23 protein-coding genes are annotated in these 26903 nt (G+C 71.9%); 12 read left to right on the top strand and 11 right to left on the bottom strand.

Annotated features, from left to right (window positions below):
* Positions 1-246 precede the first annotated feature (246 nt).
* Genes ACFW3L_RS05960 through ACFW3L_RS05950 form a run of 3 tightly spaced genes read right to left on the bottom strand, consistent with a single transcriptional unit; the run spans position 247 to position 3473 of the window.
* Complete coding sequence (locus ACFW3L_RS05960) at positions 247-1371, bottom strand: AAA family ATPase (protein ID WP_378736859.1); 1125 nt, start codon at positions 1369-1371, stop codon at positions 247-249.
* Positions 1355-2143: an RNA ligase family protein gene (locus ACFW3L_RS05955; protein ID WP_378736857.1), complete on the bottom strand. Its 789-nt coding sequence runs from the start codon at positions 2141-2143 to the stop codon at positions 1355-1357. Before ACFW3L_RS05955 ends, ACFW3L_RS05960 begins: the two co-directional genes overlap by 17 nt.
* A gap of 52 nt (positions 2144-2195) precedes the next feature.
* A complete protein-coding gene (locus ACFW3L_RS05950; RefSeq protein WP_378736855.1) occupies positions 2196-3473 on the bottom strand; it encodes a DUF2786 domain-containing protein in 1278 nt (425 codons plus the stop codon).
* Positions 3474-3879: 406 nt separating this feature from the next.
* On the opposite strand from ACFW3L_RS05950, the gene ACFW3L_RS05945 reads away from it, so the two are divergent.
* The gene (locus tag ACFW3L_RS05945) at positions 3880-5289 is read left to right on the top strand and encodes a cytochrome P450 (RefSeq protein ID WP_378736853.1); all 1410 of its coding nucleotides are present in this window, start codon (positions 3880-3882) and stop codon (positions 5287-5289) included.
* A 27-nt stretch (positions 5290-5316) separates the two neighbouring features.
* On the opposite strand, the gene ACFW3L_RS05940 is transcribed toward ACFW3L_RS05945, so the two are convergent.
* From ACFW3L_RS05940 to ACFW3L_RS05925, 4 genes are all read right to left on the bottom strand, one after another.
* Positions 5317-6543: an alpha/beta hydrolase family protein gene (locus tag ACFW3L_RS05940; RefSeq protein ID WP_378736851.1), complete on the bottom strand. Its 1227-nt coding sequence runs from the start codon at positions 6541-6543 to the stop codon at positions 5317-5319.
* A 167-nt stretch (positions 6544-6710) separates the two neighbouring features.
* Positions 6711-7394: a lactate utilization protein C gene (locus tag ACFW3L_RS05935; RefSeq protein WP_378736849.1), complete on the bottom strand. Its 684-nt coding sequence runs from the start codon at positions 7392-7394 to the stop codon at positions 6711-6713.
* Positions 7391-8812, bottom strand: coding sequence for a lactate utilization protein B (locus tag ACFW3L_RS05930; protein WP_378736847.1), 1422 nt, complete (start codon positions 8810-8812; stop codon positions 7391-7393). Before ACFW3L_RS05930 ends, ACFW3L_RS05935 begins: the two co-directional genes overlap by 4 nt.
* Positions 8809-9549 carry a (Fe-S)-binding protein gene (locus ACFW3L_RS05925; RefSeq protein ID WP_378736845.1) on the bottom strand — a complete coding sequence of 247 codons (741 nt, stop codon included), beginning with the start codon at positions 9547-9549 and terminating at the stop codon, positions 8809-8811. The genes ACFW3L_RS05930 and ACFW3L_RS05925 overlap by 4 nt, the downstream gene beginning before the upstream one ends.
* 259 nt (positions 9550-9808) lie before the next feature.
* On the opposite strand from ACFW3L_RS05925, the gene ACFW3L_RS05920 reads away from it, so the two are divergent.
* On the top strand, positions 9809-10498 hold the full coding sequence (locus ACFW3L_RS05920; RefSeq protein WP_378736843.1) for a FadR/GntR family transcriptional regulator: 690 nt from the start codon (positions 9809-9811) through the stop codon (positions 10496-10498).
* Here the strand turns inward: ACFW3L_RS05920 and ACFW3L_RS05915 are convergent.
* On the bottom strand, positions 10476-10790 hold the full coding sequence (locus ACFW3L_RS05915; RefSeq protein ID WP_378736841.1) for a hypothetical protein: 315 nt from the start codon (positions 10788-10790) through the stop codon (positions 10476-10478). The genes ACFW3L_RS05920 and ACFW3L_RS05915 overlap by 23 nt on opposite strands.
* A 163-nt stretch (positions 10791-10953) precedes the next feature.
* Here ACFW3L_RS05915 and ACFW3L_RS05910 point away from each other — a divergent pair, with 163 nt between their 5' ends.
* Positions 10954-11853 (top strand): ion transporter, encoded by a 900-nt coding sequence (locus ACFW3L_RS05910; RefSeq protein ID WP_378736839.1) that lies wholly within the window; start codon positions 10954-10956, stop codon positions 11851-11853.
* A gap of 198 nt (positions 11854-12051) precedes the next feature.
* On the top strand, positions 12052-13749 hold the full coding sequence (gene pgi / locus ACFW3L_RS05905) for a glucose-6-phosphate isomerase (protein ID WP_378736837.1): 1698 nt from the start codon (positions 12052-12054) through the stop codon (positions 13747-13749).
* A gap of 166 nt (positions 13750-13915) precedes the next feature.
* Here pgi and ACFW3L_RS05900 read toward each other — a convergent pair whose 3' ends face one another.
* Both ACFW3L_RS05900 and ACFW3L_RS05895 read right to left on the bottom strand, forming a co-directional pair.
* A complete protein-coding gene (locus ACFW3L_RS05900) occupies positions 13916-14584 on the bottom strand; it encodes a GntR family transcriptional regulator (protein WP_378736835.1) in 669 nt (222 codons plus the stop codon).
* Between the two features lie 29 nt (positions 14585-14613).
* Positions 14614-16104 (bottom strand): chlorohydrolase family protein, encoded by a 1491-nt coding sequence (locus ACFW3L_RS05895; RefSeq protein WP_378736834.1) that lies wholly within the window; start codon positions 16102-16104, stop codon positions 14614-14616.
* A gap of 220 nt (positions 16105-16324) precedes the next feature.
* Between ACFW3L_RS05895 and ACFW3L_RS05890 the strand changes: the two genes are divergently transcribed.
* The 6 genes from ACFW3L_RS05890 (at position 16325) to ACFW3L_RS05865 (ending at position 24966) form a co-directional block, all read left to right on the top strand.
* Complete coding sequence (locus ACFW3L_RS05890) at positions 16325-17653, top strand: DUF3100 domain-containing protein (RefSeq protein ID WP_378736833.1); 1329 nt, start codon at positions 16325-16327, stop codon at positions 17651-17653.
* Positions 17654-17688: 35 nt separating this feature from the next.
* Positions 17689-18894, top strand: coding sequence for an amidohydrolase (locus ACFW3L_RS05885; protein ID WP_378736831.1), 1206 nt, complete (start codon positions 17689-17691; stop codon positions 18892-18894).
* An 80-nt stretch (positions 18895-18974) separates the two neighbouring features.
* Positions 18975-20000 carry an ABC transporter permease gene (locus tag ACFW3L_RS05880; RefSeq protein ID WP_378736829.1) on the top strand — a complete coding sequence of 342 codons (1026 nt, stop codon included), beginning with the start codon at positions 18975-18977 and terminating at the stop codon, positions 19998-20000.
* A gap of 96 nt (positions 20001-20096) precedes the next feature.
* Positions 20097-21905 carry an ABC transporter substrate-binding protein gene (locus ACFW3L_RS05875; protein ID WP_378736827.1) on the top strand — a complete coding sequence of 603 codons (1809 nt, stop codon included), beginning with the start codon at positions 20097-20099 and terminating at the stop codon, positions 21903-21905.
* A 222-nt stretch (positions 21906-22127) separates the two neighbouring features.
* Positions 22128-23141, top strand: coding sequence for an ABC transporter permease (locus ACFW3L_RS05870; protein ID WP_378736825.1), 1014 nt, complete (start codon positions 22128-22130; stop codon positions 23139-23141).
* 13 nt (positions 23142-23154) lie between these two features.
* Positions 23155-24966 carry an ABC transporter ATP-binding protein gene (locus tag ACFW3L_RS05865; protein WP_378736823.1) on the top strand — a complete coding sequence of 604 codons (1812 nt, stop codon included), beginning with the start codon at positions 23155-23157 and terminating at the stop codon, positions 24964-24966.
* A gap of 4 nt (positions 24967-24970) precedes the next feature.
* Here the strand turns inward: ACFW3L_RS05865 and ACFW3L_RS05860 are convergent, their stop codons facing one another.
* Complete coding sequence (locus ACFW3L_RS05860) at positions 24971-25609, bottom strand: helix-turn-helix domain-containing protein (protein WP_378736821.1); 639 nt, start codon at positions 25607-25609, stop codon at positions 24971-24973.
* Between the two features lie 158 nt (positions 25610-25767).
* On the opposite strand from ACFW3L_RS05860, the gene ACFW3L_RS05855 reads away from it, so the two are divergent.
* Both ACFW3L_RS05855 and ACFW3L_RS05850 read left to right on the top strand, forming a co-directional pair.
* Positions 25768-26154, top strand: a complete 387-nt coding sequence (locus tag ACFW3L_RS05855) for a hypothetical protein (protein WP_378736819.1) — start codon at positions 25768-25770, stop codon at positions 26152-26154.
* Between the two features lie 232 nt (positions 26155-26386).
* Positions 26387-26767, top strand: coding sequence for a GntR family transcriptional regulator (locus ACFW3L_RS05850; protein ID WP_378736817.1), 381 nt, complete (start codon positions 26387-26389; stop codon positions 26765-26767).
* Positions 26768-26903 lie beyond the last annotated feature (136 nt).

Here is a 26903-nt window from a genome sequence, read left to right as displayed (position 1 = left end):
CTGACCCGATCGGCGTGGTCCACGCGGTTCTGAAGGTCCCGGGTCATGCTATCCGGAAAAGCGCGTCACCTAGGCCTGTTGGTGTTCAAGATGAGTGTTTGGGTCGCAAGTGTCAACAGGGGAAAGGGTGATTGGTCGTTTTATGCCGTTTTCTCCGTTTGACCTCAACTCTGGTTGAGGTCGCACACTGCTCGGTAACCGGATCCGGGAGGACCGTACCGCGTCCCGAGACACCCCGACCGCGGGCTAGCCGGTCACCAGTCGGGCCACACGGTGGGCCTCGGTGGGGTCGGGGCACTCCCAGCGCCGGATCAGCCGCTCCACCGCCGCCGCCGGTACCGGCGCGGACCTGCGGCCCATCCGTTCACGCAGCACCCGGGGCGGAGCCTCCAGCGCCACGATCTCCACCCGGGCCCGGTAGTCGGCGGCCAGGGACACCGACCTTCCGCGCAGGTCACGCGAGACGTTGGTGGCGTTCCACACGAACGACCGCCCGGCGCGCAGGTGCTCGCGGGCGCGCTCAGCTGCGGCAGCGACCACCCGACGCTGGTCGGCGGCGGGCCGGACCCCCAGTTCCCTGCGGAGCGCGTCCAGGCTCACCACCGGCACGTCCGGACGGTTCTCCCGGATCCAGTGGTCCTTGCCCGAGCCGGGCAGGCCGGACATCACCGTCACGGTCATTCGCGTGTCGTCGTGGGCGGCGTGGTCCGGGTCGCGGTCGGGCCTGCGGAAGAACCAGAACCGCGCGTGGTCGGACGGAAACGCGCGCGGCACGTCCAGGCAGCGCTGCTCGGCACAGTACTCCGCGTACAGTCCCACGTTGTCCAGGACCTCCGAGGCGTCCCCGCAGTGACGTCCGAGGATGTCGGCGGTCGCCAGCAGCACCAGGTCGTCGTTGCGGGCCAGCAGACTGGCGCGGAAGGCGATCCGGCGCAGGTCCGGGCGCTCCAGAGCCCAGAACGGAACCTGGTGGTGGCGGACCAGCGCCGCCACGTGCTCACGCCACTCGACCGGAGCTCCCGACTCCCAGAGGAACCTGCGGGTCAGCAGGTCACCGGCCCGGGAGTGCCCGTGGGCGGTCACCCGGCCCTCCTCGTCGCGCCGGGTGCACAGGGGTTTGGCCACGTCGTGCAGGAGCACCGCCGCGAAGAGCCGGACCCGCTCCTCGGCGGGCCGCGCGCGCCACCCGGGCAGTTCGGCGAGGGCCTCGCACGCCATACGGGTGTGCACCTCCACGTCCCCCTCGGCGTGGTGCACCGGGTCCTGCTCGACCCCGGAGAGGTCCCGCACCCACGCGAAGGCCTCCCGCACCCGGCTCCAGTCCAGCCCCCAGTGCGGCGGGGCGGGACAGAGTTCATCGAACGGCCGCATACAGCACCTCCGGGTCGGCCAGCGCGTTGGCGATCAGCGGCCGGTCCAGCCAGTGCGTGCCCGCGTCCAGGATCGCGGAGGTGAACTCCGACCGCACCCACTTGTACCGGTCGACGGTGTGGTCGCCCTCCTCGACCTTGACGTACAGCCCCTCCATCAGGTCGGAGCCGTCCGTCTCCGCGAGCGCCCGTCCGGGGTCGGCGCCCCCGGCCCTGGCGGCGTCGGCCAGGGCCTCGCGCCACGCGGGGGTCCGGCAGGTGGAGGTCCCCACCAGGGAGGTCAGCTCTCCGAGGGAGGACAGGGGGCCCTCGTGCAGCACCGGCACCGACACCACGGGCGTACCGGCCAGGAGCGCACGCCAGCGTGGTGTGGACAGGAACGTCCCGGCGCGGGTGTCCAGCACGTCGAACGCGCAGAAGTAGTGCGGCAGCGCGTCGTAGAACACGGTGTGCCGCGCGTACAGCCACTCGCCGTAGAGCACGTACCGGTCGCCCAACCGGGGCCACAGAGCGGGCGCCACCGCCGCCGCCCAGGCCTTGAACGGGCCGAACTGTCGTTCCCGGGGACCGCCGGTCAGGTAGTGGCCCCGGCTCTGGAGCCGCGGCCGCCCGTCGGGCCCGAAGCTGATCCCCGCGTTGGCCCCGTCCAGCTTCTCCTCCACGACCAGGTGCCGTCCGGCCAGGGCGGCGAACGGCGCGGCCGACAGGTCGTGGTCACCGTGTTGGAGCCGCGACCCGCGGATGTGCCGGGTGCGGGGGTACTTGCGAAGCATGTGACGGTTGTACACACCCTTCAGGGCCGGGGGCCAGCGGTTTTCCGAGCTCTCAGGCCAGCCTGGCGCGGGTCCCCAGGGAGGCGGCGTCGGCGGCGGCCCGGCCCTCGTACCAGCCCTCGGCACTGGAGGGGCCCCGGACCCGGGACGAGGTGAGCGCGCCGAAGGCCTCGTCGACGGCGGCCTCCACGGCCTTCTCCCGGGCCGCGAACACCGGGACGAGGTCGGTGCCGGTCTCGGCGGTGACCGCCTCCTCGGTGGCGCGCGCCGACTCGGTCAGCCGCTCACCCACCCGTACCGCGAACGCGGACATGAAGGACGCCCTGAAGTCCCTGCGCGCCCCGCGCCCGGACCGGTCCCGCTTCGCGCCGCTCACCCGCATCGCGGACTCGGCCTGCACCAGCAGCGACGTGTACAGCAGATCCACGGCCTCGACGTCGCCGGGGAAACCCATCACCGTGCTCAGCCCCAGATCGCGGTGCCATACGGCACGGCAGTGGTTGGCCTCCGCGACCTCGTTCAGCAGCACGGCCCGGTGCTCGTCATAGGGCGAGTCCACCGGGAGCCTGCGGGCCGAGGCGGCCTCGGGCTCCTCGGGGTCCCGCTCCACCAGGGCGAGGTCGATGCTGTGTCGCGCCATCATCTCCTGGGCCCGCGCGGTCAGCGCCTCCGCCTCCTGCGGGAACTCGGTGGACTCCGCCTTGGCCAGCAGCGCGCGGACGCGTTGGAGCCGCCCCCGGTCCACCGGGGCGGAGGAGTTCACGCCCGGTCGGAAGGTTCCCGGCGGCGGGCCCAGCCGACGCATCGGAGGCAGCACGCGCAACAGGGCCAGGAGCCGGAGCACCACCTCCACCGCCTCGAACCTCAGCAGGCCGTGCTCGGAGCCCAGTCGGGCCAGGTGCTGGTCGCCCGAGGCCGGGGCGGTCGCGCCCAGGGCGCGTACCTGCTCGGTCCAGCGGGGGTCCACCGTGGCGGCGGAGTGGCGTTCGAGGTCGGCGGTGACGGCTTCCGCGCACACGGTGGCGGCAAGTGGCCCGGACTCGCGGGACACGTGCCGGACCGTCTCCGTGGGCTGCCAGCCGCGCGCCCAGGCGTCGGCGATCGCGAAGAGCAGGGTGTCGAGGAGCGCGCGCCCCGCCGCCCCCGCCCAGGCCGGGTCCTCGGCGTCGGCCAGTCGGGCCGACGCGAGGTCCACCCCGCCGCCCTCCTGTCCTCGCACGAGCGCGTCGACGGCGCCGGTGACCACCTCCACGGGGGTGTCCGTGGGACCTGGCCCGGACCACTCGGCCCCGGCCCGCGCGTCGCCGCCTCTGCGGCCCTTCCTGCCCACGGTGGTACTCCCCGTTCGAGAGACTGTCGGGCCCTGCGGCCGTTGCGGCCCCCTTCGGGCCGACTGGACATCCTACCGGCCTGCGACTTCGGTGGCGGAGTGGGGGATCACACCCCCGCGCCCTGCCGTTTCCCGCAGGGTGACCGGAGGGGTGGCCCCATGGTGGGGCGGATTCCGGCTGCCCGGGTTCGGAGCCATGCCCGTCGCCACCGCCCCGGACCTACCCGACTCGTCGCGCCCGGCTCCGCTCGCCGCGCCCCTGCGTCGGGGCCGGTCCGATTCCTCCGCTCCTGTCTGGTGAAGGGGATCGGTGCCCGACGCCGAAAGACGCCCCTTTCCTCCCGGAATCATCCCGGAAACACCGGCGGCCTAGCGTCGTCCCCACCGCAGCCACCGAGGAGTCTCCATGCGTCAGGGAACCGGGCCCACGGGCGACGAGGCGGCGGGGGGCGGAACGGCGGGCCCATCGCGATGCCCGTACACCGGAGGGGCCGCCCACTCCCTCGACCGGAGCCCGGCACTCGGAGCGGAACCCTCCTGGGACCGGCTGCGGTCCCGGCACGGTGGCCTGATCCCCGTGGAGGTCACCCCCGGAGTCCCCGGCTGGCTCCTGCTCGGCTACAAGGAGAACCTGCGGGTCCTGCGCGACCAGACCCACTTCTCCGCCGACCCGCGCCCCTGGGGCGACGACGCCGCGCCCGTTCGAGGCGCGGCCCTCGCTCGCGACGGTGACGACCACCAGCGCCTGCGCCTGCCGATCGTGGAGGCGCTGGCCTCCGTGGGCACCCCACACCTGGTCCCGGTGGTCGAGCGCGTCGCCGTGCGGCTGATCGGCCGGGTCGGAGCGAAGGGCGCGGCCGACCTCGTCGGGCAGTACGCCGCACCCCTGCCCGCGCTCGTCCTCAACGAACTCCTCGGGCTCCCGGACTCCTACGGCCACCTGCTCGCGGACCTCACCGACCGCCTGCGCGGCGACGACGCCCGGCGGGCCGCGACGGCCGCACCGGCCGTGCGCGCCTACTTCCTGGGGCTGGTCGCCCGCAAACGCGCCGCACCCGGGCGGGACGTCACCTCCGCGCTCCTGGAGCACCCGCACGGGCTGACCGACGACGAGGCGGTCGAGGCGCTGCGCCTGCTCTGGGCGACGGGCCTCGAACCCACCACCCACCTCATCGGCAACGCCCTGCGCCTGCTCGTCGAGGACCGTCGGGTGTGGACCGCCTACCTCGGCGGGACGCTCACACCGGAGGACCTCCTCGACTACGTCATGTGGACCGACCCTCCGGTCCGCGTGCTGGCGGGACGCTACGCGAGAACGGACCTCCGGTTCTCGGGGACCCGGATCCGGCGGGGCGATCCGCTGCTCTTCGCGTTCGGGGCCGCGCACTCCGACCCGTCCGTCGCCGGAGACTCCGGAACCGCCATGGACCAGCTGGCCGGGAACCGCGCCCATCTGTCCTGGGGCGCCGGAGCCCATCGCTGCCCGGCCACGTCCCTCACCCAGGAGCTGGTCCGCACCGCCCTCGACACGGCGTTGGACCGGATGAGGGACATGGTCGCGGTGGTCGGGCCCGCCGGTCCGCGACGACGGGCGTCCCCCGGCGCGCACGGGCTCGAGGAGCTGCCCGTGCGGTTCACCCCGACCGGGGAGAGCGAGCCGGTCGCGGCAGCCGAACCGGATGTCAGAGGCGCCTCCCGGCGCCGCAAACGCCGTCCCGCCGCCCGGGGCGCCCGCTACCAGGCGCCCTTCGCGGAGAAACCGCACGAGCCCGACCCCCTCGAACGGCTCCTGGAGACGTGGACCCCCCGGAGCTGAGCCCCGGGAGCCGATCCCGCCGTGGGCTCAGCCCGCTTCGGGGTCCACCACGACGAGCTCCGGGTGGACGCTTCCCGGATCGTCCAGGAGGGGCTGCTCACCACCGCGCAGGTGGTGGTCGAAGTAGGCGGCGGCGTAGGTCCGCACCAGGTTCACCCCGTGCTCCACCGGGAGGTCGCCGAACTGCGCCCGCCACTGCTCGGGGGTCAGCGTGTCCCGCAGCCCGAGTCGTTCCATGAGCACACCCCGGTCCAGGGCGGTGGAGTGCCCGGAGTCGGTGACGCGGATCCACTGGCGCCAGCCGGTCAGGCCCGCCCAGCGCTCCTCCCAGCCCTCCCAGGACTGCCCCTGGCCGTTGGCGAGCAGCGCCAGCGGCTTGTCGATCTCCTCCTCCAGCTGCGCGGGGTAGTAGGGGCCGTCCAGGTTGAGCCCGGCGTCCACGCGCTCCTCGGTCACCAGCGTCTGGGCGGTGGCCGCCCCGCCCCAGGAGTGGCCCACCATTCCGGTCCGGTCGGTCGCGACCAGCGCGGACCAGCGCCAGGCCCCGCCGTCCTCCAGTGCGTCCAGGAGGAGGGTGACGTCGTCGGCCCGGTTGACCGCGCCGTCCTCCCACCGCTCGGTGGCGCAGGCCCCGCACCGCTCCACGAGCCCGTCGGGGAACTCCACCGGGGCCGCCTCGTGCCGGTGGTCGATCCCGGCCACCGCGAAACCGTGGCTGGCCAGGTCCTCACCGAGCGAGGACATCCAGGTCCGGGAGACCCCGGCTCCGGGGGAGAGCACCACGAGGGGCAGGCCGTCGTCGGTGCGGGCCGGCGGTGCGTCCGCCACGGAGTGGGTGCGCACCCGGGTCAGGGTGTCCGCCGGAAGGTGGTCGAACCCGCTCTGGGCGAGGATCGCCGCGGACTCGGCCTCGGTCAGGTAGGGGGCGGGACGCCCGGTGTCGGTGCGGGCCGGGTACCAGAGCGTCACCATGATCTCCCGGTCACCGCCGAACCACGGGTCCTCGCGGTCGGTGTCCACCAGGTGCAGGTCGGTGGTGCCCACGGGCGCGGGGCCGGTGGGTGCGGGCAGGGCGGCGGTGGGTGGGCGGTCCCCGTCGGTCGCGGCGGAAGCCGGACCGGAGGCGAGGGTGCCGCCCACGGCCAGGGCGCAGGCCAGGGCCAGGGCGCAGGCCAGGGCCAGGGGCGCGGACCGGCGGCGAGCGGTCCGCGCCGGGGGAGCGGGGGTGCGGGAGGACGTGGAGGGGTGCGGCATAGGGGAGCCTTCCGTCGTGGTCGGTCTGCCATCCCCTGAACCCTAGGAAGCGGGGCCCGACCGGCACGAGGGTGCAGGCCATCGACTCCGCCGGGGGCGGGCACGCGGTCACGGGGTGGGGCGGGCACGACCTCACGGCCTCCCACCGGGCCCGCGCCCCCGGAGTTTCAGCCGACGGTCTCCACCAGCAGCACCTCCAGGGTGCGGGGACCGTGCACGCCCTCCACGCGGTTGAGTTCGATGTCGCTGGTGGCCGAGGGGCCGCTGATCCACGTGAGCGGCCGCGCCGGGTCCAGGAGCCGGACGGCCTCGGGTACCCCGCCCACCACCTGGTCGGCCCGGACCACGCACAGGTGGTAGTCGGGGACCAGGGTGAGGGCCCGACGGCCCTGGTCGGGCCCGGCGTCGAGCACGAGGGTTCCGGTCTCGGCCACCGCCACCGCGCACCCGGTCACCACACCGTCGCAGGCGTCGAGGTCGGCCACGGACAGCGGCTCCCCGGGGGTGTCGGTGAGCCGTGGCGCCGTCACCTCCGAGAACCACTCCGGCGGAGCGCCCGAGGGGGTCGCGACCCGGGTCGCGCCGCGTCGCTCCAGGACGGCGGCGATCCGCTCGGGCAGAGCGGCCTCCGGCACCCTCTCCACCAGGGCCCGGTAGTCCCGCAACCGGTCCACCAGCACCTCCAGGGCGTCCCCGGCGAAGTGGTGGTCGGCGTACCCGCCTCCGGGCGGACGCGCCACCGGCTCCTCGCCGGGCACGTCCGACAGCGCCGCCCGCACCCGTGCCAGGACGCGTTCACGGGAGCCCCGGCCCTCGGCGCCCCCACCGCGCACGCCTCCGGTGCCGCTCATCGCCGCCCCCTCTGCTTCCACCACTGTCGGAAGGACTCGCCGGGCACGTCCGGCACGTCCCGGGTGTCGGTCCACGTCCCCGCCGTCCCCGGCAGGTGCCGGGGCAGGTCCCCGCCCACCAGCCCCGCCGCGCGCTGCGCCGCGTCCAACGCCCGGGCCGAACCGAGAACCGCCTCGGCACCGGCCATGACGGCCTTCTCACCGAGGTGCCCCGGACCCTCCGCGACCTGTTCACGCAGGTGCACCAGGACCTCCGGGATGTCGATGGCCACCGGGCAGACGTCGTAGCACGCCCCGCACAGCGACGACGCGTACGGCAGAGCCCGGTCCACCTCCGAGGACATCCCCCGCAGTTGGGGAGTGAGGATCGCGCCGATCGGCCCCGGGTAGACCGATCCGTAGGCGTGACCGCCGGTGCGCTCGTAGACGGGACAGATGTTCAGACAGGCCGAGCAGCGGATGCAGCGCAGCGCCTGCCGTCCCACGGTGTCGGCGAGCACGTCGGTGCGTCCGTTGTCCAACAGGACCAGGTGGAAGTCGCGCGGACCGTCGCCCGGGGTCACCCCGGTCCAGGTGGAGGTGTAGGGGTTCATCCGTTCCCCGGTGGAGGACCGGGGCAGCAGTTGCAGGAACACCTCGAGGTCGGACCACGTGGGCACGACCTTCTCGATCCCCACCACGGAGATCAGCGTCTCCGGCAGGGTCAGGCACATCCGCCCGTTGCCCTCGGACTCCAGCACCACGAGCGTCCCGGAGTCGGCCACGGCGAAGTTGGCCCCCGAGACCGCCACCCTGGCGCGCAGGAACAGCTCCCGCAGGTGCACGCGGGCGGCCTCGGCCAGCGCGCGGGGATCGTCGGTGAGCCCGGGCGGTGCGGGCACCCCCCACTCCGCCATCCGGTCGAGGAAGATCTCCCGGATCTGGGAGCGGGCCAGGTGGATCGCGGGCACCAGGATGTGGGAGGGGAGGTCGTCACCGAGCTGCACGATCAGTTCGGCCAGGTCGGTCTCGTAGGCCGTGATCCCGGCGGCCTCCAGCGCGCCGTTGAGCTCGATCTCCTGGGTGGCCATGGACTTCACCTTGACCACCTCGGTCTCACCCGTCCGACGCACCAGCCGGGTGACGATCTCGTTGGCCTCGGCCGCGTCGGCGGCCCAGTGGACCGTGCCGCCCGCCCGGTGGACCGCCTCCTCCAGGCGTTCGAGGTGGTGGTCCAGGTGGCGCAGGGTGTGCGTCTTGATCCGCTCGCCCTCGGCGCGCAGCCGCTGCCAGTCCTCACCCAGCTCACCGACGACCGCGTCGCGCTTGCCCCGGATGGTGTGGGTGGCCTTGTGCAGGTTGTGCCTGGTACGGGAGTCTCCGACCGCCGAACGGGCGGCCTCGGGAAAGGGCGGAAGGCCCAGGAACGTGGCGCTCATGCGTGCGCGTACTCCTTCTCGGTACTGGCCAGGATCTCCGCGATGTGGGCGATCCGGACTCCGGAACGCTGACGGGACAGGGTGCCGCCGATGTGCATGAGACAGGAGTTGTCCACCGCGCACAGGACCTCGGCGCCCGTCTCGGCCACGTGGCGGGCCTTGTCGAACCCCATGGCGGCGGAGACGTCGCCGTTCTTGACGGAGAACGTGCCCCCGAACCCGCAGCACTCGGCGGCTCCCGGCAGTGCGAGCAGTTCCAGGCCGCGCACGGCGCGCAGCAGCTGGTAGGGGCGGTCTCCCAAGCCGAGGAAGCGCAGTCCGTGGCAGGTGGGGTGGTAGACCACCCTGTGCGGGAAGTAGGCGCCCACGTCGGTCACCCCGAGCACGTCCACGAGGAACTCGGTGAGGTCGTACACGCGGGGTCCCAGGTGGGCCATCCTGCGGGAGAGCCTGCTGCCCTGGGCGCCGAGCTTCGGATAGTTGTCACGCACCATCGCCGCGCACGAGGCCGAGGGGACCACCACCGCGTCGGCCCCGCCGAAGGTCCGGGCGAAGCGCACGGCGAGTCGGGCCGCGGGGCGCCGGTACCCGGTGTTGTAGTGCATCTGGCCGCAGCAGGTCTGGTCCTCGGGGAAGACCACCTCGTGGCCCAGCCGCTCCAGGAGCCGGACCACCGCGCGTCCGGTGTCGGGGAAGAGCGTGTCGTTGACACAGGTGACGAACAGCGCGACGCGCATGGGCCTCCTTCGCACCCCGCCCCGGCGGGGGAGCGTCCGGTCCGACGGACGGCAACCGCGGCGAGTGGTCCGACCACTTTTGCACAGCGGCGCGAGACGGATCAAGAACCCCGTGACGATCGGCGGAATGTGCGCCGATGCGCAGCGCTGGTCCCACGGCACCCTTGCAGTGGTCCGACCAATGTCCGAGAGCGCTGGGACACGAACACGGGCACCGAGAGTAGAATCTCCGTGTTCGTGGTGGAGACGGGGGAGTGACGTGGTCGAGGGCGTACGGACCCCGGTGGCCCAACGGGCGGTCGAGCGGATCAAGGCGATGATCGCCGACGGCGAGGTGGGCCCGGGGGAACGGCTGCCCACCGAACGCGAGCTCTCCGCCCGACTGGGCGTCTCCCGGGGCTCGGTGCGCGAGGCGATCAGCTCCCTCACCACGTTGGGCGTGCTGTCCGTCCGCCACGGCGCGGGCGTCTACGTCACCGCGCTGCGCCCCGCCGACCTGCTGGAGGCCTTCTCCGTCCTGGCCGAGGTCTCACGCGACGAGACCCTGCTGGAGGTCCTCCAGGTCCGCCGCATGATCGAACCGGCAGCCACCGCCGTCGCCGCCGCCCGGGCCACCCCCGAGGACCTGGCCCGGATCGGTGACCTCCTGGACCGCATGGAGGCCGACGCCGACCGCGCGCCCGCCGACGACCTCGACTTCCACCGCGCCGTCGTGGCCTGCGCGGGCAACGCCACGCTCTCCGCAGTCCACGCCGGGCTGTCCTCGCGCACCTTCAACGAACGGGTCTGGGCCGGACTCGGTCGTGAGGGGCTCACCGACACCCTCTTCCAGGACCACCGGCGGATCCACGAGGCACTGACCGCCCGCGACCCCGAGGCGGCCCGGGCGGCCGCCGCCGCGCACGTGCTGCGGGTGGAGCGCTGGCTCAGCCTTCGAGCCGACGGTTGACCCGGTCGGCGTACCGTTCCGCCCGGAGCACCCGTGAGAGGCTCTCGGGCCCGGGTACCCGGGGCGGGTCCTCCGGGTCGGTCTCCGACTCCCCGTCCGGAACCTCCTGGCCGACTCCGGCGTCTATACCGAGTGCCTCGTGGTCCTCGATCTCCTCTATGCGGTAGTCCTCGGGGTGGTCCTCCAGGTACTCCGCCACGGCGGAGTCCTGGTCCGGGGCACCCACGTCCATCTCGGCGTCCACGTCGTCGATGTCCGCGGCGTCCCTGTCGAATTCGGCGGATTCCGTCACCGGCGGCCCCCTCGCCTCGGTTCCCTGTCTTCGATGATGCCTGCTCACGGCTGCGGACGCCAGTGCGGGACGTACCGAGGGAGACGAGGACGAAACGGGCCGCCCCCGCCGACGGTAGGCTTTTGCGCCGTCGCCCGATGACAGAGACGGAGTCTTCCTCCCAGTGACCACGCGTGAACGCGCCCGTGCCCTCGTCGAGGCCCCCTGGTTCCAGGCCAGCGTCATCACCCTCATCCTCGTCAACGCGGTGATCCTCGGTTTCGAGACCTCCAAGAGGATGATGGACAACCACGGTGACCTCCTCAAGAGCATCGACCGGGTGATCCTGACCCTGTTCGTCGTCGAGATGGGTCTGAGGATGTTCGCCCATCGCCGGGACTTCTTCCGGGACCCCTGGAGCTGGTTCGACATGGTGATCATCGGGATCGCCCTGCTCCCCGCCTCCGGCCCGTTCGCGGTGCTGAGGGTGCTCCGCGTCCTGCGTGTCCTGCGACTGTTGTCGGTGATCCCGTCGCTGCGCCACGTGGTGACCGGACTGTTCCGCGCGATGCCCGGCATGGCCTCGATCATGGTCCTGGTGGTCCTGCTTCTGTACGTCTCGGCGGTGATGGCCACCCGGCTCTTCTCCACCGACGCCCCGCAGTACTTCGGAGACCTGGGGACCTCGCTGTTCACCCTCTTCCAGATCTTCACCGCCGACGGTTGGAGCACCATCGCGTCCGAGGTGATGAAGCACCAGCCCTACGCCTGGGTCTTCTTCGTCGTCTTCGTCATGGTGTCCACGCTGATCGCCCTGAACCTGTTCATCGCGGTCGCCGTCGAGGCGCTGGACAAGGCCGGGCACGAGGAGCAGTACGGCAGACCCGGTTCGGGAGGCGCCCCGGGATCCAAGGGGAGCGGCGGGCCCGACGAGGATCCCGGGGACTCACCGGACGGCGGCGCCGCCCGCGCGCCGGACGAGGGACAGCGGCAGATCCTCGACGAACTGCGGGCGCTGCGCGCCGAGGTGGCCTCGCTGCGCGACGAACGCGAACTGCTCCGGGGCGAGCACGAGCGCATCTAGCGACGCTCCACTGACGGGGCCCGGTCCGCCCCCGCTGGTGTGGGCGGGCCGGGGCGGGCGCGCACCGCGTTCGCTGGCCCTCTGACGTGCGTGGAAGGGCCCGTGGTTGGCGGCTTTCGTGGGAGGGTAGGGGGACAGCCGCACGCGGTGTCCCGGAAGGCCGCCGCAAGCCGACCATGGACGACGAGGAGCGACCGGATGTCTGCGAGTACACCCCTTCCTCGGACCGAGGACGTCGGGGGCGACGCACCCGTCCCCCTGAACCGTCGGGCGGAGTGGACCGCGCTCGCCGAGCACCGCGAGCGGTTCGGCGACACCCACCTGCGGTCCCTCTTCGCCGAGGACGCAGGGCGGGTCGACCGGTTCACCCTCGACGTCGGGAACCTCCACGCGGACCTGTCCAAGAACCTCCTCACACCGGAGACCCTGGACCTGCTCACGGACCTCGCGAGGGGCACCGGCGTCGCCTCCCTGCGCGACGCCATGTTCCGTGGCGAGCACATCAACGTCACCGAGGACCGAGCCGTCCTGCACCCCGCGTTGCGCGCCCCGAGCGACGCGGTGTTCCGCGAGGACGGGCGCGACGTGGTGCCCGAGGTGCACGCGGTCCTGGAACGGATGGCGGACTTCGCCGACCGCGTGCGCGCCCGGAAGTGGCTGGGCCACACCGGCAAGCCGGTGACCCGGGTGGTCAACATCGGCATCGGCGGCTCCGACCTGGGCCCGGCCATGGCCTACGAGGCGCTGCGTCCGTACACGGACCGGGGGCTGGGATTCCGCTTCGTCTCCAACGTGGACGGCACGGACCTGCACGAGGCACTGGTCGACGCCGACCCCGAGCGCACCCTGTTCGTGGTCGCCTCGAAGACCTTCACCACCCTGGAGACGGTCACCAACGCCACGGCGGCCCGGGACTGGCTCCTGGCCGGGCTGGGGGCGGACTCCGACGCGATCGCCCGGCACTTCGTGGCGGTCTCGACCAACGCGGACGAGGTCGCGCGCTTCGGGATCGACACCGCGAACATGTTCGAGTTCTGGGACTGGGTGGGCGGGCGCTACTCCTACGACTCCGCGATCGGCCTGTCCCTCATGGTGGCGCTGGGGCCGGAGCGGTTCCGCGAGATGCTCGCCGGGTTCCACGCGATGGACACGCACTTCCGCGAGGCGCCGCCCGAGCGCAACCTGCCGTTCCTGCTGGGAATGCTCGGCGTCTGGTACGGCGGCTTCTTCGGCGCCCAGAGCCACGCGGTGCTGCCCTACAGCCACCACATGTCGAAGTTCACCGCCTACCTCCAGCAGCTGGACATGGAGTCCAACGGCAAGTCGGTCCAGCGCGACGGCCGCCCGGTCGAGTGGCAGACCGGCCCGGTGGTGTGGGGGACACCCGGGACCAACGGGCAGCACGCCTACTTCCAGCTGCTGCACCAGGGCACCCGGTTCGTCCCCGCCGACCTGATCGGCTTCGCGCGCCCCGCCCCGGACCTGCCCGAGGGGCTGGTGCCCCAGCACGACCTGCTGATGGCCAACCTGTTCGCGCAGGGCCAGGCGCTGGCGTTCGGCCGCACGTCGGCCGAGGTCGCCGCGGAGGGGGTGCCCGCCGATCTGGTCCCGCACCGCACGTTCCCCGGCAACCGGCCCACCACGACGATCCTGGCCGACCGGCTCGACCCGTCGGTGCTGGGGCAGCTGGTCGCCCTCTACGAGCACAAGGTGTTCGTCCAGGGCGCGGTGTGGAACATCAACTCGTTCGACCAGTGGGGCGTACAGCTGGGCAAGGTCCTGGCGAAGAGGGTGCAGCCGGCCCTGACCGAGGGCGCCGGGGTGCGCGGTCTGGACGCCTCCACCGAAGCCCTGGTGCGGCGCTACCGGGGCCTGCGCGGGCGCGACTCCGCGTAGCCGGAGGGGTCGTTCCCTCTCGGACGCACTCCGGTCCGCTCGGCGCGTGGCGCGTGCGCGTGACCGCACGTGGTCCGTTCCGTCCGTGGAACGGTCCGGCTTCGGGGTGTCCTTCTCGGGGAAGGGGCCTTCCCGGGAATCCTCGCGGCGGAGTTCCCGGGTTCGGCTACTCCTCGGCGGTGTCGCTGCCGACGGCCAGCAGCGAGGGACCGCGCCCGGCCTCGATGTGCGCGGCCATGGTCAGCCTGGCGAGCCGGGCGTTGCCGGTGCTGACCGCCGCGTAGATCTCGTGGTGCGCCTGGAACTCCAGGTGGGGGTCGCGGAAGGCGGTCAGGGCGAACAGCCAGCGGGAGCGCGACAGGATCGGTGCCATGAGCTCGGACAGCAGCTCGTGACCGGCGGCCTCCACCACCTGCGCGTGGAAGTCCGCGTTGGCGGTCATGATGTGGTCCAGCGAGCCCGTCTCCGTGGCCTCGGCGGTCGCCTCCATGGCCGCGGCCAGCCCGGCGTGCACGTGCCCCTCGGAGTGCTGGCAGGCGGCCCGCTCGGCGGCGAAGGGTTCGAGCCTGATCCGCAGGTCGAAGAGCTCGTCCACCCCTGAGGGGGACATCGTCCGCACGGTCGCGCCCCGGTGGGCGCTGGTCATGATGAACCCGTCGTGCCTGAGATTGCGCAGCGCCTCGCGCACCGGGAGCCGGGAGACGCCCAGCTCCTCCGAGAGCTCGCGTTCGCGCAGCCGTGCCCCCGGTGCGTACCGGCCGGAGATGATCCCCTCACGGATGGCGACCTCGGCCGCCTCGGTCAGAGGGGCCGACCCGCCTGATGTCCGTGTCATGAGACCCGTTCCCGCCGTGTGCGCCTGGATCACCCCCTACCGGAACCGGCGTCCCGGGACTCGGACCCGCGAACCGGGAACGACGGGGGGAAGAGGGCCTCGACCGGGCGGTGGAGGCCGTCCCGCTCACTGTAGCCGCGCTGGAGTCGCTCGAACACCTCCTGCGCCTGGTTCCTGAGCTCGTCCAGGTCCACCCCCGCGATGCGTCCGTCCCGCACCACGGGCCGACCGGCCACGAAGGTGTGGGTGGCGTTGCGGGCGGTGCCGTTGAGCACGAGGGTGCGCAGAGGGTCCTCCACGACACCGTCGCGGAAGTCGTCCAGGGAGAACGCGGTCATGTCGGCGCTCGCCCCGACCTCCAGGCGCCCCAGGTCGGGACGCTTGAGCGCGGCCGCGCCGCCCAGGGTCGCCGCCTCCATGTATCCGCTCAGGCTGACGGCGCCGTGGCCGTGCAGCAGGCGGGAGGCGTGGAGGCCCACGTCCATGCCGCGCACGAGGTCGGGCGGGAAGGAGTCGGTGCCGAGCGCCATCGTGACTCCGGCGTCCACGAAGTCGTTGAAGGTCTCCAGCATGTCCCCGTACCGGAAGGTGGTCAGGGGGCAGTGGATCACGCTGACGCCCGCGCTGGCCAGGCGGGTGAGGTCGACGCCGTTGGGGCCGGTCAGCGCCGAGTTCCGGTCGGTCCACAGGGCGTGGGGGATGAGCAGTCGGTCGTTGAGGAGACCGGTGCGCTCGATGAGGTCCAGCGGGGTGAGACCGTGGCGCTCGATGATCACCTCGCGCTCCCACGGTTGTTGGAGGGAGTGCAGGCGTACGAGCAGGCCGCGTTCGCTGGCCTCCCGCGCCGTGCGCTCCAGCAGTTCGGGGGTGAGCGTCTCGATGCGGCAGGGGAGGAGGACCGGTCGGACCAGGTCGTCGTCGCGCCCGGTGAGCTCGTCCGCGAAGCGCAGCGCCTCGTCCAGGCCGGACTCGCCGCGTTCGGGGTTCTCGACGAAGGTGCGCTCCCCGTCGGCGACGGCGCCCACCGCGGACCGGTACGAGGGGCCCAGGTAGCCGCGCAGGCCCCAGGCGCGGGTGAGGTCCGCCAGGCGGCGCAGTTCGTCGGCGGACTCGTTCCACTCCAGGTGGATCTCGGAGGCGATCGGCATGTAGGTGGTGACGCCGTGCAGCGCGAGCTGCGCGAGCCCGAACCGGCGGAGGGTGTCGCGCTGCTCGGGGGTCAGGACGTCGCGGGGACGGTCCCGCCAGTGCTCGACGGATCCGACCAGGGAGCGGGTGTGGGCCGGGTCGTGGTGCGCGTCGAGGATGAGGTGGTCGATGTCCACCAGGGCGTCCAGGTCGATCAGCCCGGGAGTGAGGATCGTGTCGCCCAGGTCCAGGACGGGAGCGGCGGAATCCGGAGTGCCGGTCCCCACCTCGGTGACGACGCCGTCGGAATGGGCGACGTAGCCGTCCCGCAGCCAGACGTGGGAGCTCTCGGAATGCGCCAGCACGTACCGTGCTCTGATTACCTGATCCATGAAACTTGTATACCACGCACTTTTGAGAACTGGATCGGCGCGTATGTAGGGGGTGCAGAAATTGGGTCCATACCGCTCTTGACAGCGGTTTTGCCCCAACCATAAGCTCCTCGAAAATTCAGCGGCTCACTGATTGGTATCCCAGATGAGGGCAAGAAGGCAGCAAGCGGAGTCGCGCGGGGACGTGGCGAACCGTGGTTCGGTCGGTCGCGGTGACTGGGTGACCGCCCTTGGCGTGAGCGTGCTGATCAGTGTTCTGGCCGTCCTGGTCGGAGAGCACAAGTTCCGGGTCGGGCCCGCCGCGATCGTGCTGTTCCCCCTGGTCTGGGTGGTGCTGATGGGCGCGGTCATCGGCCTCCAGCGATGGTGGCCGCTGCGCGGTGGCACCCGGTCCGCCGGTGAGGCCCTGATCCCGGTCGGCATGGTCCTCTTCCTCGCGCTGCTCGGCACCGGCATCGGCCCGTCGATCGGCATGGTCGAACAGGTCGGACCGGCGCTGCTCATGCAGGAGGTGGGCCAGCTCTTCGGGACGATCATCCTCGCGCTGCCCATCGCGGTCCTGCTCGGCATGGGACGCGCGGCGATCGGCGCCACCTGGGCGATCGACCGGGAGTCCTACCTCGCCTACGCCATCGACCGGTTCGGGACCTCCTCGCCCGAGTACCGGGGCGTGTTCGGCGTCTGGATCATCGGTTCCATGTTCGGCGCCGTCTTCATCTCCCTGATCACCGGGCTCCTGGGCGGGACGGGCCTGTACAACCCGCTCTCGCTGGCCCTGGCTCTCGGCGTCGGCTCCACGTCGATGATGCTCGGCGGAGTGGGCGCCCTGGCGCTGCTCTACCCCGACCAGGCCGCCGAGATCGCCGCCCTGGCGGCCCTGTCCAACCTGGTCACCAACATCGTCGGCTTCTACGCGGGCGTGTTCATCGGTCTGCCCGCCGCCCGCCGCCTCTACGGTTTCTGGTGCCGCGTCTTCCGCCGCCCCGCCCCGGAGATCGAGGAGGCGAAGCTGGTCGCCCGCGGGCGGATCCCCGAGGGTGACGCCTCCGTGCGGTCGAAGGAGTCCCCGGACGGCGGGCCGACCCCGGTCGAGCGTCCGCGCGATCCGGACATCCCCCGGGGCTGGCGACCGGGCGTCGCGGGCTACGTCTTCGCCGGTGTGGCGGGACTGTTGCTCAACTGGCTGGGCACCGGAGCGTTCCACCCGCGTGACGTCGCCGGCATCGTGGTGCTGCTGGCGATGACGGGGGTCGCCATCCTCCTGTCCCGCAAGGTGAGGGCCATCCCGGCCACGGTCTGGGTGCTGGCGATCGCCACGATCGTGACGACGCCGATCTCCCCGGTCGCCGGAGTGATCGCGGACCTCGTGCAGAACCTGAACGTGCTGCTGATCGGGTTGCCGCAGCTGGCCCTGGTCGGTATGACGATGGGCCGGGACCGCGAGGCGTTCTCCCAGCTGAGCTGGAAGATCGTCGTCGCCGCGGCGCTGACCTTCACGACCACCATCGTCGCGTCCGCCACGCTGGCCGAGCTGTTCATCCACCTCTGATCCCCGAACCGAGCGGACACCGAAGGGAACCCCGCATGCGCGTCACCAACGCCGTCCTGCCCGGCCGGTCCGAGCCGGTCACCATCGTCACCGAGGGCGGGCGGATCACCGCGATCAAGGAGTCACCCGGCGTCGGCGCCCCGGGCGAGGAGGTCATCGACGCGGCGGGCCGGACCGTCCTGCCCGGACTGGTCAACGCGCACGCCCACATCGACAAGACCCTCCACGGCGGTCCGTGGGTCTCCGCCCCGCAGGTGGAGACCGTGGCCGAACGCGTCGCGCACGAGCGGCGCCACCGGGACACCCACGGCCTGCCCTCGCGGGAGTACGTCGCCTCGCTGGTGGAGGCGATGGTCGTGGCGGGCACCACGCACCTGCGCACGCACACGGACGTCGACCCCGGAGTCGGCCTCCGGGGGATCACGGCCGTCGCGGAGGTCGCCCGCCGCTACGAGGGCGTGATCGACATCCAGCAGGTGGCCTTCCCCCAGGGCGGGCTCATCACCAACCCGGGCACACTGCCGCTCCTGCGCGACGCCGTGGAGGCCGGGGCCTCGGTGATCGGCGGACTCGACCCCGCCGGGTTCGACGACGCCCCCAACGCCCATCTGGAGGCCGTCTTCGACCTCGCCGCCTCCACGGGCACCGGCATCGACATCCACCTGCACGACGGCGGGTCGCTCGGGGCCTGGGAGATGGGCCTCATCGCCCGCATGACCCGGGAGTACGACCTGGGCGGTCGCGTGGCGGTCTCCCACGCCTTCGGGATCGCCCACCCGCCGACCCAGGCCGCCCTTCTCGAACGGTTCGCCGAGGCGGGCGTGGCCCTGGTGAGCGCGGCGGTGTACGACGCGCCGGTGCCCCCGCTCCGGGCCTGTGCGGAGCACGGCGTGCTCCTGGCGGGCGGAACGGACGGCATCAACGACCTGTGGGGTCCCTTCGGCGACGGCGACATGCTGCGCCGGGCCATGCTCATCGCCTACCGCAACTCCAGCCGAAGCGACGACGAGCTGATGCTCGCGCTGGACGCGGTGACGACCAATGCCGCCCGCGTGCTCGGGATCGAGGACCACGGTCTGACGGCGGGCGGTCCCGCCGACCTCGTGGTCGTCGACGCCCGGTCGGCGGCCGAGGCCGTCGCCAGGGTGCCGGGGAGGGACCTCGTGATCAGGTCCGGGAGGGTCGTCGCCCGTGACGGTGCCCTCGTCGGCGCGGAGGGTGGAAACGCCCCACTCCACTAGGGCAAACTCTGCGTAGTCACGTGGCCACACACAGACGCCGGTGTGTGGCCACACGCAGAGACAGCGGGAGGCAGGGGTACATGACCGCGCCGATGGACGTGCCCGAGTCGTCCCAGCACGCCGAGCCAGAGGCGGTCGTCGCGGGGGCCAGGAACACCGCCAGCCGCTCTCTGCGCCAGATCGCCTGGCAGCGCTTCCGCAAGGACCGAGTCGGCATGACCGGCGGGGTCGTGGTCGTCCTGCTCATCCTGGTCGCGATCTTCGCGCCCCTGCTCACCGCCTGGTTCGGCCAGCCGCCCAACCAGTTCGACCAGGGCCTGGTCGACCCGCTCACCGGAGGGGTCCTGCGCGACCCGGACGACCCCGCCCAGGGCCTCGACCCCTGGGGCGGGATCAGTCCCCAGCACCTCCTGGGCGTGGAGCCGGTCAACGGCCGCGACCTGTTCAGCCGTATCGTCTACGGGGCCCGCACCTCCCTGCTGGTCGCCACCGTCGCCACCGTGGTGTGCGTGGTCATCGGCACCGTCCTGGGCATCCTGGCCGGGTACTTCGGCGGCTGGGTGGATGTGGTCATCAGCCGCACCATGGACATCTTCCTCGCCTTCCCGCTGCTGCTCTTCGCCATCGCCCTGGTCGGGGTCATCCCCGACGGAGCCTTCGGCCTGTCCGGCAACAACCTGCGCATCGGCGTCCTGGTGTTCATCATCGGCTTCTTCAACTGGCCCTACATCGGCCGCATCGTGCGCGGACAGACCCTCACCCTCAAGGAACGCGAGTTCGTCGAGGCCGCGCGCAGCCTCGGAGCGGGCAGCACGCACATCGTCTTCCGGGAGATCCTGCCCAACCTGGTCACGCCGATCCTCGTCTACTCCACCCTGCTCATCCCCACGAACATCCTCTTCGAGGCGGCCCTGAGCTTCCTGGGCGTGGGCATCAACCCGCCCATGGCCACCTGGGGCGGCATGTTGGAGAACGCCCTGCGCTTCTACACCACCTCGCCGCACTTCGTGATCATCCCGGGTCTGGCCATCTTCGTGACCGTCCTCGCCTTCAACCTCTTCGGCGACGGACTGCGCGACGCCTTCGACCCGCGCTCCTCCGACTGACGTCCACGGGCCACCCGGCCCCACAGTCCAGCCGAGACCCCTCGGCCGGGGCCGTGCGCCGCACGGCCCCACCAGCGAACCGACCAGGAGGCCCAGGTGACCACCCATCACTTCACGCGCCAGGTACCGCCCCGGCGGCGCGGCGCGTTCCGACGAGCCGCCGCGCCCGTGGCCATGGGGACCGCCGTGGCGGTGCTCCTGGCCGCCTGCGGGGGCGGCGGGGGCGGGGGCGGCGGTCAGTCCGACGCCGAGTTCAACGAGGGCGAGACCACCATCGTCAACCCCTCCGACCAGTCCGGCGGCACCCTGCGCTACGCCATCTCCTCCGACTTCGACTCACCCGACCCGGGCAACACCTACTACGCGTTCAGCTGGAACTTCTCCCGCTACTACGCGCGCACCCTGCTCACCTACACCGAGGCCCCCGGAGAGGAGGGCATCGAACTCCAGCCCGACCTGGCCGAGGCGATGCCCGAGGGCAACGAGGACTCCACCGAGTGGACCGTGCGCATCAAACCGGGCCTGAAGTACGAGGACGGTTCGGAGATCACCGCCGAGGACGTCAAGTACGCCGTCGCGCGCAGCAACTTCGGCGACCAGGCGCTGCCCAACGGCCCCAAGTACTTCCAGGGGCTGCTGGCCGACAGTGACGACTACCAGGGCCCCTACGCGGACGAGGCCGACCCGCTGGCCGGGTTCGACGGGATCGAGACCCCGGACGAGCACACCCTGGTCTTCCGCCTCAAGGAGAGCTTCTCCGAGTTCCCCTACCTGCTCCTCCAGCCCCAGACCGCGCCGGTGCCCGCCGACGCCGACCGGGGCGAGCAGTACCAGAGCCACGTGCTGTCCTCGGGGCCCTACAAGTTCGACGGGGACTACCGGCCGGGCGTCTCCCTGAACCTGGAGCGCAACGACCAGTGGGACGCCTCCACCGACCCCACACGCAAGGCGTTGCCCGACCGCGTCGAGGTGGAACTGGGTGTCGACCAGAACGAGATCGACCAGCGGCTGGTCAACGGCGAACTCGACGTCGACCTCGCCGGGGCCGGCGTCGGACCGGCGATGAAGGGCACCGTCATCACCGACGAGGGCCAGCGCCACAACGTCGACAACCCGCAGACCAACACCCTGCGCTACGTCAACATCAACACCGTCATGGAACCGCTGGACAACCTGGCCTGCCGTCAGGCGATCATGTACGCGGCCGACCGGGACGCCCTCCAGCGCGCCTGGGGCGGCGACACCGGCGGTGACGTCGCCACGCAGATCATGCCCGGTGCCCTGCCCGGGTCCGACCCGAGCTTCGACCCCTACCCGTCCGACGAGAACAAGGGCGACCTGGACAAGGCCCGGCAGAAGCTGGAGGAGTGCGGCCAGCCGGACGGCTTCTCGACGGCCATCGGCGCCCGCGCCGACCGGCCCTCGGACGTCAGCACCGCCGAGGCGCTCCAGCAGGCCCTGGCCCGGGTGGGCATCGACACCGAGATCAAGCAGTACCCGTCCGACACCTACACGAACACCCAGGCGGGTTCGCCGTCCTTCGTGGCCGACAACGACCTCGGACTGACCGTGTACGGCTGGGCACCGGACTGGGCCAGCGGCTACGGGTTCATGAGCAAGATCCTGGACGGGGACGCCATCCAGCAGGCGGGTAACGCGAACATCTCCGAGATCGACGACGCGCAGATCAACGACTGGTTCGACGAGGTCGTCGCGGTCGCCGACCCGGACGAGCGCGCGGAGATCTACACGAGGATCGACGAGCGGGCGATGGAGCAGGCCCCGATCCTGCCCGCCGTGTTCGAGCGGACGGTGCTCTACCGTCCCGCGAACCTGACCAACGTGTACTACCACGCGGGTTACTCGATGTACGACTACATGCCCCTGGGCACCAGCAACAACTAGCGGACCCGGGGCGGCACGGCGGCGGTTCCTCCGGGGGAGGGGCCGCCGTCTCCCCGTGCGCAGGACGCCCGCGTGCTCCGAGCGCGGATGGCCCTGTACACGCCGACTTCGTCGCGTGATCGTCCGATTGCGATGGGTTACGGTTTGGCTTCGGGGTGGAATCGTCTCCGCCCCGAACACGGGCCCCGCGGCCCTGTCCCCTGACGAGAGAAGGCACGCGCCTTGCTGACCTACATCCTGCGCCGTCTGGGCGCCGGTCTGCTGCTCCTGGCCGTGGTCACCATGGTCACCTTCGCCATCTTCTACGTGGTGCCCCGATGGGCGGGACGGACCACCGAGCAGCTGGCCACGATGTACGTCGGCCGGGCCCCCACCCCCGAGGCGATCCAGGCCACCATCGAACGCCTGGGCCTCGACAAGCCGATCGTGGTGCAGTTCGGGGAGTTCGTCCGGGGTATCTTCCTCGGCGCCCAGTACCAGTTCGGCCGGGACACCATCGAGTGCGCGGCCCCCTGCTTCGGCTACTCGTTCCAGACCTACCAGGAGGTGTTCCCCGAGATCCTCTCCCGCCTCCCGGTGACCGCCTCCCTGGCCCTCGGCGCGGGCGTCATCTGGTTGGTGGGCGGCGTCGCCGTCGGCGTGATCTCGGCCGTCTGGAAGGGCAGCCTCTTCGACCGCCTGGCCATGGGCGTCGCGCTGGCCGGCGTCTCCCTGCCGATCTTCTTCACCGGTCTGCTGGCCCTGGCCTTCCTGGTCCACTCCTGGGGCCTGTTCGCCACCCCGCGCTACGTCCCCCTCACGGAGGACCCCCTCGCCTGGGCCCAGGGCATGCTCCTGCCGTGGCTGACCCTGGCGTTCCTGCACGCGGCCATGTACGCCCGCCAGACGCGCGCGGGCATGCTGGAGACGCTCAACGAGGACTACATCCGCACCGCTCGGGCCAAGGGCCTGAGTGAGCGCAGGGTCGTGCTCAAGCACGCGCTGCGGCCGACCCTCACCCCCATCGTCACCATCTTCGGCCTCGACCTGGGGCTGGTCCTGGGCGGCGCCGTCCTCACCGAGCAGGTCTTCTCCCTCAACGGGATCGGCCGGTACGCGGTCCAGGCCATCACCCAGAGCGACCTGCCGGTCATCCTCGGAGTGACGCTGTTCGGGGCCTTCTTCATCGTCATCTGCAACCTGCTGGTCGATCTGGTCTACCCGCTCATCGACCCGCGCGTGCGCATCCACAACTGAGAGAGGCCTTCCGATGACCGCAACCCCGTCAGGGTCCCCGGCCGGTTCCTCCGCCGCCCCGGTCGTACGCGTGGACGACCTGCACGTCACCTTCCCGACCCTGGACGGCGACGTCCGGGCGGTGGACGGCCTGTCCTTCGAGGTGCCCGCCGGTGGCGCGCTCGGGATCGTGGGTGAGTCGGGTTCCGGCAAGAGCGTGACCTCCTTGGCGCTGATGGGCCTGCACCGGGGCAGCCGCGCCCGGATCACCGGCGGGATCGAGGTCGTGGGCACCGACGTGGTCGCCGCGAGCGACAGGAAGCTGCGTTCGATGCGCGGCAACGACATCGCGATGGTCTTCCAGGACCCGATGCAGTCGCTGCACCCGCAGTACACGATCGGTAACCAGCTCGTCGAGGCGTTGCGCGTGCACCGGCCGCAGGTGTCCCGGACCCAGGCCCGTTCCAGGGCGGTCGAGTCCCTGGAGAAGGTCGGTATCCCCGAACCCGCCAAGCGGATCAACTCCTATCCCCACGAGTTCTCCGGCGGCATGCGCCAGCGCGTCCTGATCGCCATGGGACTCATGTGCGACCCCAAGGTGCTGCTCGCCGACGAGCCGACCACCGCGCTGGACGTCACCGTGCAGGCCCAGATCCTCGACCTGATGGACGAGCTGCGCCGCGAACTCGACATGGCACTGATCCTGGTCTCCCACGACCTCGCCGTGGTGGCGGGTTCGGTGGACGAGGTCGTGGTCATGCGCAAGGGCGAAGCGGTGGAACGCGGCCCGGTGCGCGCGGTCCTCGCGGAGCCGGAGCACCCCTACACGCAGGCGCTGCTGGCCGCGGTGCCGCGCGTGGAGGTCTCCCGGGCCGAGCGGCGCGCGCGGGACCGCGCCGAACGCGCCGAGACGGAACGGGATCCGCGTCGCGCCCCGGAGAGCTCCGACACCGAGGCGGCCGAGTCCGCGCCCCCCTCCGCCTCCCGGCCCCCCGCCACGGAGGACCGGGGAGCGCCGCTGCTGCGCGTCCGCGACGTCGCGCAGAGCTTCAGGGTGCGCGGTGGGCTGTGGGGGCGTTCCACGGACTTCTGGGCGGTCAAGGGGGTCAGCTTCGACCTGTACAAGGGCGAGACGCTCGGCATCGTGGGGGAGTCCGGATCGGGCAAGAGCACGCTCTCCAGGATGGTCATGCGGCTGCTGGAGCCGACCGAGGGCACGGTGGAGTTCGAGGGCCAGGACATCACCCATCTGCCGGAACGGCGACTGCGTCCGCTCCGTCGCGACGTGCAGATGGTGTTCCAGAACCCCTACTCCTCGTTGAACCCGCGACTGACCATCGGACAGAGCATCGGCACCGCGCTCCGCGTGCAGGGCGAGAACGACGGTCGGAGGATCCGGTCACGGGTCCAGGAACTGCTGGAGCGGGTCGGGCTCGAACCCGACCACTACAACCGGTTCCCGCACGCGTTCTCCGGCGGTCAGCGCCAGCGCATCGCCATCGCCCGCGCGCTGATCCTCAAACCGAGGCTGATCGTGTGCGACGAGCCCGTCTCGGCGCTGGACGTGTCCACGCAGGACCAGGTGCTGCGCCTGCTCTCCGAGCTCCAGGACGACTTCGGGCTCACCTACATCTTCGTCGCCCACGACCTCGCCGTCGTGCGCCAGGTCAGCGACCGCGTCGCGGTCATGCGCAGGGGCGAGATCGTGGAACTGGGGGACAGCGACACCATCTACGAGAGCCCGCAGAGCGACTACACGAGGCAGCTGCTCACCGCCGCCCCGGTCCTGGACCCCGACGAGGCCCGCGAACTGCGCAGCGAACGGGTGCGGCTGCGGGGCGCCTGACCGCTCAGCCCGAGAGGCCCGTGAGCAGGGCCCGCAGCCCGAACCGGAACCCGGCCAGGGCCTCTGCCGCGTCGACCGCGTCCTCACGGCCCTCGTGCCGGACCTGGTGGGCGACCGAACCCAGGCAGTAGGCGTTCAGCGTGTCGCACGCCCGGGGCACGTCGTCCTCGGAGAGGCCCGCCTCGGTGAAGGCCGCGTGGAGCAGCGCCCGCGTGTCCTCCTCGCCCACGGTGTGCGGGGCGCGGTGCATGAGCAGGGACAGCGCACCGGAGTAGGCCAGCAACCGCTCCCGGTAGGCCTCGGCCCAGAGCGTCAGGCGCCGGTCCCAGGGGAGGTCGTCCGCCCCGGCCACCGCCACGGGGTGGGCACCGGTCGCCTCCTCGCCCTCGCCGTCGCCGTCCCCGGGCGGGCCCTGGCCCTCCGTCAGCCCGCTGACCACCCGCGCCGTGGTGACGTACGCGGCGATCGCGTTGAACAGCTGCTCCTTGCCCTTGGGGAAGTGGTGGTAGATCGCCATCGCCTCCACGTCCAGCGCGTCGCCAAGCCGCCGCATGGACAGCCCGCCCAGGCCCCGACCGGCGATGATGTGGAGCGCCTCGACGATGATGCGCTCACGGCTCAGACCCGCGTAGTTCCTGCTCACTCTGGTGCCTTTCGGGGGACGTGGGGGTCGACGGAGTCAAGCTGGCAGGTCCGCCGCCGGGACGCCACCACCGACGCACGGTCCGGCTCGCCCGATGATCTTCGTCACCCATAGAGTTGCCTCGACACGGCTGACGGTACTCCCCACGGAGAGCGGACATGGGACTTGGCAAGCAGGACAGGACGAAGGCGCGCGAGGAACTCGCCCACGACCAGGAGCGGGCCGAGCGGCTCCCCGAGCTCCTGAGGTCGGTGGCCGAGGCGGAGCGGGCCCTGGACGAGGCGCGTGAGCGGGGCGCCCTGGTCGAGGAGGTCCACGAGCAGGGCGTGCGGCTCGACACCGCCCTCACCGAGGCGATGCGCGCCGCCTACGCGCGGGAGCGCGTGCTGGTCGGGGTCGGCGGCTACACGGACCGCATCAGGCGTCGCAAGCGTCTGGCCCGGCCCGAGATCAAGCAGGCCACGCAGGTCGCGGAGCACCTGCTCACCGTCCGGGAGGCGCACCGACTGCACGGTATCCAGCAGGCCCCCCGGTCGGTCGTCTGACCCGGGAACCGGCGTCGGCGGCCTCACGGCTCACCCCGTGGGGCCGCGTCGTCGGTGCCCCGACCTCCGACGACTGGGGAGGATCTGACCCAGGGTGACCAGTGGGACGAACTGTGCGCGGAGCGTGACCCCAGCGAGGTTGGTGGAGGGTCGCGAGTGGGCATAGGTTGGACGAACACCCGGTCCGTGCCGGTTGAGTGGTCGGCGATTCACGTGGGGAGCGCAGAAGGACATGGCGGATTTCATCCGCATTGATCCAACGTCGAAGGTTCCGCCCTACGAACAGATCAGAGCCCTCGTCGCGATCGCCGCGGCCAACGGTGAACTCCCGGTCGGGTACCGGCTGCCCACCGTCCGCGCCCTGGCCGGAGAGCTCTCGGTCGCGGTGAACACCGTCGCCCGCGCCTACCGGGAACTCGAACAGGCCGGGGTCGTCGAGACCCGGGGCCGCTCCGGGACCTTCGTCGCCGCCGCTGGGGACGACCAACGAGCCGAGGCCCTGGCCGCAGCGCGTGCCTACGCCGAGGTCATCACCCGGGTGGGCCTGGAGCGCGAGGAAGCCGTCGAGATCCTGCGCGCCGCCCTGGAGGGGGCACCGGGCGTCAGCCACTGACGACGCACACGGGACCCGTGGGGTTCCCTCTGTTCGCTGTGGTGACCGCAATCGGACCGAACCCGTCCCGAACCCCCTGAACTGGGGCGTTCAGCGGTACTGTCGTGGTGCGCCGCCCTCCCCCGGTGGCGGTGAA

Source organism: Nocardiopsis sp. NPDC058789 (genome assembly GCF_042745575.1).
Taxonomy (GTDB): domain Bacteria; phylum Actinomycetota; class Actinomycetes; order Streptosporangiales; family Streptosporangiaceae; genus Nocardiopsis; species Nocardiopsis eucommiae.
Note: the sequence above shows the minus strand (reverse complement) of the source record. Positions and strands in the feature narration are given on the sequence as shown.

What these genes read in the sequence shown, in the direction of transcription:
- ACFW3L_RS05960 (WP_378736859.1), bottom strand. Translation starts at nt 1,371, where the DNA reads ATGCGGCCGTTCGATGAACTCTGTCCCGCCCCGCCGCACTGGGGGCTG.
- ACFW3L_RS05955 (WP_378736857.1), bottom strand. Translation starts at nt 2,143, where the DNA reads ATGCTTCGCAAGTACCCCCGCACCCGGCACATCCGCGGGTCGCGGCTC.
- ACFW3L_RS05945 (WP_378736853.1), top strand. Translation starts at nt 3,880, where the DNA reads ATGCGTCAGGGAACCGGGCCCACGGGCGACGAGGCGGCGGGGGGCGGA.
- ACFW3L_RS05940 (WP_378736851.1), bottom strand. Translation starts at nt 6,543, where the DNA reads ATGCCGCACCCCTCCACGTCCTCCCGCACCCCCGCTCCCCCGGCGCGG.
- ACFW3L_RS05935 (WP_378736849.1), bottom strand. Translation starts at nt 7,394, where the DNA reads ATGAGCGGCACCGGAGGCGTGCGCGGTGGGGGCGCCGAGGGCCGGGGC.
- ACFW3L_RS05930 (WP_378736847.1), bottom strand. Translation starts at nt 8,812, where the DNA reads ATGAGCGCCACGTTCCTGGGCCTTCCGCCCTTTCCCGAGGCCGCCCGT.
- ACFW3L_RS05925 (WP_378736845.1), bottom strand. Translation starts at nt 9,549, where the DNA reads ATGCGCGTCGCGCTGTTCGTCACCTGTGTCAACGACACGCTCTTCCCC.
- pgi (WP_378736837.1), top strand. Translation starts at nt 12,052, where the DNA reads ATGTCTGCGAGTACACCCCTTCCTCGGACCGAGGACGTCGGGGGCGAC.
- ACFW3L_RS05900 (WP_378736835.1), bottom strand. Translation starts at nt 14,584, where the DNA reads ATGACACGGACATCAGGCGGGTCGGCCCCTCTGACCGAGGCGGCCGAG.
- ACFW3L_RS05895 (WP_378736834.1), bottom strand. Translation starts at nt 16,104, where the DNA reads ATGGATCAGGTAATCAGAGCACGGTACGTGCTGGCGCATTCCGAGAGC.
- ACFW3L_RS05885 (WP_378736831.1), top strand. Translation starts at nt 17,689, where the DNA reads ATGCGCGTCACCAACGCCGTCCTGCCCGGCCGGTCCGAGCCGGTCACC.
- ACFW3L_RS05880 (WP_378736829.1), top strand. Translation starts at nt 18,975, where the DNA reads ATGACCGCGCCGATGGACGTGCCCGAGTCGTCCCAGCACGCCGAGCCA.
- ACFW3L_RS05865 (WP_378736823.1), top strand. Translation starts at nt 23,155, where the DNA reads ATGACCGCAACCCCGTCAGGGTCCCCGGCCGGTTCCTCCGCCGCCCCG.
- ACFW3L_RS05855 (WP_378736819.1), top strand. Translation starts at nt 25,768, where the DNA reads ATGGGACTTGGCAAGCAGGACAGGACGAAGGCGCGCGAGGAACTCGCC.
- ACFW3L_RS05850 (WP_378736817.1), top strand. Translation starts at nt 26,387, where the DNA reads ATGGCGGATTTCATCCGCATTGATCCAACGTCGAAGGTTCCGCCCTAC.